General features: G+C 61.4%; 5 protein-coding genes and 3 pseudogenes. 1 reads left to right on the plus strand and 7 read right to left on the minus strand.

Annotated features, from left to right (window positions below; genetic code table 11):
- Positions 1-33: 33 nt before the first annotated feature.
- The 3 genes from ABFX50_RS48595 to ABFX50_RS48605 form a co-directional block, all read right to left on the minus strand.
- A complete protein-coding gene (locus ABFX50_RS48595; protein ID WP_346157617.1) occupies positions 34-363 on the minus strand; it encodes a hypothetical protein in 330 nt (109 codons plus the stop codon).
- A gap of 4 nt (positions 364-367) precedes the next feature.
- Positions 368-769, minus strand: a complete 402-nt coding sequence (locus ABFX50_RS48600) for a YbaB/EbfC family nucleoid-associated protein (RefSeq protein ID WP_346157626.1) — start codon at positions 767-769, stop codon at positions 368-370.
- Positions 770-1,080: 311 nt separating this feature from the next.
- Positions 1,081-1,488 (minus strand): hypothetical protein, encoded by a 408-nt coding sequence (locus ABFX50_RS48605; protein ID WP_346157619.1) that lies wholly within the window; start codon positions 1,486-1,488, stop codon positions 1,081-1,083.
- 1,318 nt (positions 1,489-2,806) lie between these two features.
- Between ABFX50_RS48605 and ABFX50_RS48610 the strand changes: the two are divergent.
- A pseudogene (locus ABFX50_RS48610) lies at positions 2,807-3,002 on the plus strand (transposase); the annotation flags it as partial.
- Positions 3,003-3,067: 65 nt separating this feature from the next.
- Here ABFX50_RS48610 and ABFX50_RS48615 read toward each other — a convergent pair.
- From ABFX50_RS48615 to ABFX50_RS48630, 4 genes and pseudogenes are all read right to left on the minus strand, one after another.
- Positions 3,068-3,838 (minus strand): annotated as a pseudogene (locus ABFX50_RS48615) (transposase).
- Positions 3,839-3,877: 39 nt separating this feature from the next.
- Positions 3,878-4,462 carry a hypothetical protein gene (locus ABFX50_RS48620; RefSeq protein ID WP_346157621.1) on the minus strand — a complete coding sequence of 195 codons (585 nt, stop codon included), beginning with the start codon at positions 4,460-4,462 and terminating at the stop codon, positions 3,878-3,880.
- A 231-nt stretch (positions 4,463-4,693) separates the two neighbouring features.
- Positions 4,694-4,894, minus strand: a pseudogene (locus tag ABFX50_RS48625) (transposase); the annotation flags it as partial.
- Between the two features lie 326 nt (positions 4,895-5,220).
- The gene (locus ABFX50_RS48630) at positions 5,221-6,228 is read right to left on the minus strand and encodes a hypothetical protein (RefSeq protein WP_346157623.1); all 1,008 of its coding nucleotides are present in this window, start codon (positions 6,226-6,228) and stop codon (positions 5,221-5,223) included.
- Between the last annotated feature and the right edge of the window lie 505 nt (positions 6,229-6,733).

A 6,733-nucleotide genomic window follows, 5' to 3' on the forward strand; every position in this document is an offset into this window, starting at 1 on the left:
TCCGTTCGGGGAGCTCAGGGACGTGGCGTAGACCTAGATGAAAAGATCCTTGATGCGGTGTGCTTCAGCTTGATCGGCCGCCATCGTGTCGCTGATGACATCGCGCATGGTCGGGCCCACCTCGACGACCTGCTTGACGACGTGATGTCCATTGCGGATCATCATCGGCGGTCCTCCGTTGCGCATAAGCGCCTCCTGGAATCTGACGCCTTCGGCCCCGTTTCCCCAGGGCGCGGCGGCGATATGCGCCTCGATCTCCGCTGCGGCCTCCGCCCAGCTCCCTTGGAGGGAAGCGGCCATCTCGTCCCACATGGCGATGCCCATCGCAACAATCTGCGCGTTGAAGTGCAACACATTCGGCACGGTTTCACCTCTCCTTGAGCATGCCATCCGCCAGCTGGCGCATCACGGTCTCGACGTCACCTTCGAGGTGGGCCGCCATGTGCTCAGGAGGGATCAACGGCGAAAAAATCTCCACCACGCGCTCCCTAACCTGGGCGGCCGCGCGGATGACGGTCTGGGTGATTGAATCGGCCAGTTGCCTGGAATCCGGCTGGCGATAGATTCGCGGGTCGAGGTCGAGCCGTAGGAGATTTCCAAGCGGGCCCACAGTGGCTGACACCAGCCCATCGGCGGACGTCTCGGTCACCTGAACGGCACGCGCCTGCCGGTGCAGATCGAGCGCCCCGTCCTGTATATGCGTGAATAGGGACCGCAGCTCGTTGGCATAGGCCTGCAGCCCTTCGGCATCCGGCGAACCAAACTCCATGTTCACCCCCCACGGGTGCTCTCTGTCACATCTGGGGAAATTTTGCCCAAAGTTAACAAAAGGCACAAGAGGTGAACAGGAACTTCTAATCGGCCTGTGAGACGCATAGTGCTACAACGCCCCCTCGTGCCGGGGGGATTCGGCAGCGGTAGACGCTGCGCCCGACCCGCTGGAGACCGAGACCAGCCATGGTGGCCTTACCACTGGCGTATGCCGGTAGCAGAATGCCGTCGCGCGCGGCAAGCCACAAGGCGACCTTACTGGCTACAGCCTGGGGGATGACCAGTTCGCTGGCGGCAAAGGGACGGCGCTCACCAGCGGCGCGAGGGGCTCTCCCCAAACAGCCACTGCAGCAGCAACCTCGGCTTCGGGTGAGGAGACTCGGAGCGTGCGTACATCGCTTGAAGCGGCCCAACCTGCCGCGCCCGCCCGCGCCTCAACCCGTCTAGCTGGCACGCGATGTCTCGCTCTGCATTGGCCGCGAGCTTGCTGAGTCGGTCAACGTACTCGCCCCGACCAAGCTTGATCAGCAGCATGGCGCGGATCCACGTGGACTCAGCGCTGTCCCCGAACGCTTCGACGAAGACCTTAGCGATGCCGGAATGCTCTCGCTCGAACTCGTACAGCGCTTGAAGCGCGCCGTCAGGTAGCGGCTCGCCGATCTTCTTGGTGAGGCGTCGTGCCGTGAAGGGGTCGACTTGGTATTGGTTGGGAACCATGGCGTTCCTTGGGGCCCTTTGTATGAACCCTGACCACAGGTAATCGACACAGCAATAGGCGCAGCAACAAGCAGGTCCCTGTCCGCTATAGCCCCAGCTGGCTTTCATGCACAAGAACGCTGAGGCCGTCGGAAGCTTGTTTCGATCAATCGACTCTGTGTCGAGACGCTACTTGACCAAGCCGTCAGTGCGGCATGGCAAAAGAGGGTGATAAAGCGCCGCTCCAAACAAATGACTGCAAGCAGAGCAGTAACGGTAATCAGTGTACGCCAATTTTGCGCTTCGACGGTTCTCCTTCCGTTGAGTTGGGAAGCACATGGCGGCCTCACAGCTACAGAAGGCTCTGCCAGCATCGCGCTGTGTTGTCAGGAGACACTGCTGAGAGCCGGTGAATCAACATTGTGTAGAGCTACTACCGTCAAGGAAAGCGCAACGGCTGCCATTTATCATCTAATTTCTGCCATGTCCTTTGGAACATCGACGGAACGTCACAGGCCGAATACCCGAAAGATCATGGACACGACGAACACCTCCGCCTTGGACAAGGACTTCTGGTTGAGGAAGCCCTTGTGGATGTCGGCGCGGGGGCTCCGGCGGCGTGGTGAGCGCGCACGATGGTGGAGTCGACCTGGCTGTTCCAGTCCAGCTCACCGCGCCGGTCGGCCTCGACCATGAGGGCTTGCTTGATGGAGTCCCACGTGCCGTCGGGGTCCACGCGCGCAAGCGCTCGTTAGCGGGTCTTTCAAGGACCGTAGCGTTCGGGCAGGTCCCTCCAGGGCGCTCCGGTCCGGACCCGCCACAAGACCTGCCACCGCGACCTCGGGATCGGAGAACACCACGGCGGGCATGGCGGCCGGGGGAGAAGGCGACGGTGTGGCCGCTGAGGGCTTCGGCTGCCACGATGCCTTCGGCAGAGGCTTTGTGCGCGAGCGCGGGGCCAGGGGCGATGTCATCGACCATCTTCTTTCGCCATGCTTGCCACCGGGCCATGTCGAAGGTGACGGCGGCATCGAGGCCGGCGGCGGCAGAGCGATGGCATCGACGGTGTTCGCGGCCTCGATGAGCGCTTTGGAGGGAATACAGCCCACCCGAACGCATGCGCCTTCGAGTCCGGCAGGGCCGTCGGTGTCGATGAGGGTGACCTGGCGGCCGAGCTGGGCCGCGCAGTGCTGCGACGTAACCGCCTGGACCGCCGCCGACGACGAGCAGGCCCGTTTGTGTCGGCCTCAGTGGCCGGAACCGTGGATGCCAGACGGGGATCAATCCAGCAACAGCAGTGGCGCAGGGCTTCAAGGGCATCGACCGCACACCCTGGGCCGCCCTGCGCTCGATCCGCGCTACCCGGCCGGACGGCGCCCCGTCTACGTGATCGCAGACAACCTCTCGGCCCACAAGAACTGGCGCACCGCACGTGGGCCAAGAAGCACAAGGTCAGACTGCTGTTCACGCCAACCTATGCGTCCTGGGCCAACCCGATCGAGGCGCACTTCGGACCGTTGCGCCAGTTCACCTTAAGAGTTGTCCCGTAATGATCAGCGGTGAGCCGGGGATGCGGTCGTGTGCGGTGCGGCCCGTTCCCTCATCCGGCGAGAGCGTAGTTGTGCAGACGGGCGATGCCGAGCATGGCGTGATGGACGCTGTCGCCTTTCAGACGGCGGTCGCGAAGGATCTTCCAGCCCTTCATCCGGGCGAAGGCGTGCTCGATGCGGGCGCGGACTTTGCGGTGGGAAGCGTTGTGTTCCTTCTTCCATGCCGGGAGTTCGGCCTGGTCGCGTTCGCGGCGGCGCGGGATGACCAGCCCGGTGCCTCGGTAGCCGCCGTCCGCCATGACCGTGGTCTTGCCGACGGCGTCCTTCGTGCCGGACAACTCCCACGCCTTGCAGTCGTTGCGGTTGCCGGGCACGGGCCGACCGACCGCGACCACGAGCCGGGTATCGGCATCGATGACGACTTGATGGTTGGTCGAGTACCTTTAGTTCTTCGACTGCTCGGCGATCGTGTGGTCACGCGTGGGCACCGGAGTTCCGTCCACGATGAGCACCGCGTCCTTGCGAAACCGCAGGCGGGGCCGGAGCGCGAGCAACGGCCCGAGATGATCGATGATGCGGTCGGCTGCGGACTTCGAGACGCCGAATAGCGGTGCCAGCTGCCGTAGCGTCAAGTTCGTGCGCCAGTACGCTGTCACCAGCAGCACACGGTCTTCCAAAGGCAGGCTCCAGGGGCGGCCCTTGCGTATCGGGTCTGCACCTTCCCGTCGTAGCGCGGTGATCAGCTTACGGAAGCCGCGCAGACTCAGCCCGCTGGACGGGGCTATCCAGGACGGCTCCGACGCCGTGATCACACCAGCCACGACTTGATCATTTCAGGGCCGGCCGATATTGCCTGCCGGTCATGGAGTCAGCGCGGCAGACACACGCGCCAGGTGATCGTCCGCCAGGGCGAAGTCGTTGGCGGGGTTACGGAAGGAGTACCTGCCGTTGTTAATCCGGACGCCGCCATAGGCAGTGGCCCAATGCGCAGGACCTGACGGTCCCTGGCTTTCCAAGAGGGCGACTGCCAGGGGCTGCGGGGCCTTGACTCCCAAACGTGCGCTCAGCGCTGCCGCCAGACGGTAGACGGCTTGCTCGGGGACCGTGTTGTCGCCGAGCGCGGGCAGGAGGAGCAGAAGGTGAGCATCGGAGTCGGCAGTGGTCCCATCAGGTGGGGCATTGTCCGCGGCGGCGACCAGTTCCGTCCAGGACAGGCCGGGCCCCATGAAGTGCCCGTCGTCTCTGGCGATAAGATCCGCCTGGTCCCAATTCGGGTGATGCAGGAGGTAGTCGACGCCCGCTTCGTTCTCAATGGTGCGGTAGACGACGTGGAGTCGGTGACCTGCGGCGAGCGGGACGGTGAAGACGGGCCAGTCGCCTCGCTCCCACAGCCGTCGCTGAAAGTTCCGATGTTCGGCCCAGGCGTAATCGGCGCCCCACAGCAACCTGCCCGCGTTGCCCTGAGCGCAGGAGTAGAGGTGTCCGTGCCAGAACAGCCTTTGGTCAAGCAGCTCGGGACGCCGGGCGACGGGTCCGTCGTAGTAGCCCGGTATGCGGTCGGGTGTAGATCAGCAGCGTTGGTCACGTTGCTCATCATGCCGCTCGGCCGCCCATCAGTAGGACCAATGCCACCTCTTGGCATTCCGGGACAGCTCTTAAAGGTCCTAACAGAAAGATCAGCGGACAAGGCGCCGCCAGCAGATGATCGCTGCGGCAAGCGACATGAATGCTTCGTGGATGTCGTCGCGGACCTCCCAGCGGATGCGTAGGCGGCGGAACCAGTGCAGCAGCGCGATCGTCCGTTCCACCACCCAGCGGTGAACGCCCAGCCCGGAGCCGTGCGGAGTGCCGCGGCGGGCGATGCGCGGTCTGATGCCGGTGCGCCAGACCATGCCTGTTGTGCCCGATCTAGTCCCCGCCACTGGCAGCGGCGTTCGGGACGTTGTACGCGGATGAGCGCGGTCAGGCGGCAAGAGTGCGATGGGACAGCGGAATGGCGGCAGGGCAAGACGGCAACGAGGCTCCCGGTTGGGGCATCGGATCTTGGTCGACTGCTGTCTTACCGGTAGCCCCTTCTCCTCCGCCACCGCCCTGCAACCTTCTGATCACCGAACCATCAGGGTGGAAAAGCTCACTAGCTGTCACTCCAGTGATTCCAAGGACCCTCAATGCGCTCGAAGCACAAAGCGACCGCGGGTCGGAGTCATCGACCGGGCCAAGGAGTGTCGTCAAGCGGAAAAGCGTAAATAGTAGCGAGCGTCTGCCATTGAATCACTTGCGCTACTTCCCTACCCAGAGAGTGGGCGTTAGGGACCCAGTCGTCTAGTTGCCGCCACATCCAGTCATGGTCGCGCATTGCCTCCTGCCATGTCCTTTGTTTTCCTTCGTGCCATGCATACGCATTGGCTATAGTGGCAGCTGCGTTCTCGAGCTCAATGCCGTAAGATTCCAAACCTCTCAGCCAGTCCAGACACAAATTAGCCGCCTCCCCTCCCCATCCATGAAAAATGTTCTCGTGTTGCTCTCTTAAAACTGTCAGGCTGGAACGAATTCGGTCGCGAAGTTCCTCATAGAGGACACCAATTTCGCGCGTTTGTTCAGGACGCATGGCATGAACTGTCCGATAGAGGTCCTCGCAATTTGGATTCCAATCCTCGATGTCGCGCTGATTGAATCCAATCACAAGGCTTGCACACCACTCACCAAATAGTTTCTGCTTTTCTGCGACCCCTGCTCCGGCCCACCATGGTCGCGAGTCTTGTTCCTGCAGGTCGTCCTTATCTTCGCCACTGATATCATTCGCGACATTTAACAGCTCCTGCTCCGCGCCCAAATATTGGCCGGCCGCCTGATTGACTACTCGGCCAGTGAAGCGATATTGGTAGCGGAAGTCTTTATAAATTCTTGCTAGTTCATGGTGTGCGACTATGCCTATCGCCTTAAGAGCATAGCCCTCCGGATACACTTCCGGAAATGCTACTAGAGATCTCCATCCTTGAAATAGAATCTTTTCAGCAGGCCGTCCTTCCAGAATTTTATCCTCATCCTCGTATTCGGCCGTCAGCTTCTTTGCGGCCTCTATAAGGTTGTCGGTGTTGACGAAGTAATCCGATCTGGCGGACTCGCGTGAAATCTGCGGTTGCGAGTATTCGACTGCTGGCTTCTCGTTCGCACTTTCTAGAAGCTGCAGCACTTCGTCTCTTTCGCTCATCGCGCCCGTCCATGGATATCGAAAGCAATGGAAATTTCCCAAGCCACTGCATCGCTCTGCAGGATGAGCGCCTCTATTATGCTGTGCAGTGCCTCGTGATCGGACTTGGGCATACTCGATGCGCTTCGGCAGCTGTACTTAAAGCAGGTGTATCACGAGCTTGTCGTTGTTGCCTACGCTGATATTGATTGAACAAGCTGGGCACAAGGGGTGCCTACATGTTCATGGCAATCGTGCCGCGAATTTATGAATGGCCCGCTGCGCCGCACGACTTCCCTTCTGGTGGGCGGATCTTGGGTGCCAGCAGTTTACTGAGATAGCATCAGATAGCCAGTCACTTCATTATTCTTTGAAGCGTGGGGGCTTTCTGCATGGCGCTGAGGCATTTTATCTCGATGTCCTGGTCACTGAGCTCTTTTCACCCTGACGGCGCTGGTCGCGGTGGGTGTGCGCGGAGCGATGGCGGATGAGAGGAGGCTCCCGGTAAGACAGCAGTCGACCAAGA

Origin of the sequence: Nonomuraea recticatena (assembly GCF_039533245.1) — a bacterium.
Classification (GTDB): domain Bacteria; phylum Actinomycetota; class Actinomycetes; order Streptosporangiales; family Streptosporangiaceae; genus Nonomuraea; species Nonomuraea roseola.

Bases quoted from the DNA above. Each gene is read 5' to 3' on its own strand.
- ABFX50_RS48600 (WP_346157626.1), bottom strand. From the start codon at position 769: ATGGAGTTTGGTTCGCCGGATGCCGAAGGGCTGCAGGCCTATGCCAAC.
- ABFX50_RS48605 (WP_346157619.1), bottom strand. From the start codon at position 1,488: ATGGTTCCCAACCAATACCAAGTCGACCCCTTCACGGCACGACGCCTC.
- ABFX50_RS48630 (WP_346157623.1), bottom strand. From the start codon at position 6,228: ATGAGCGAAAGAGACGAAGTGCTGCAGCTTCTAGAAAGTGCGAACGAG.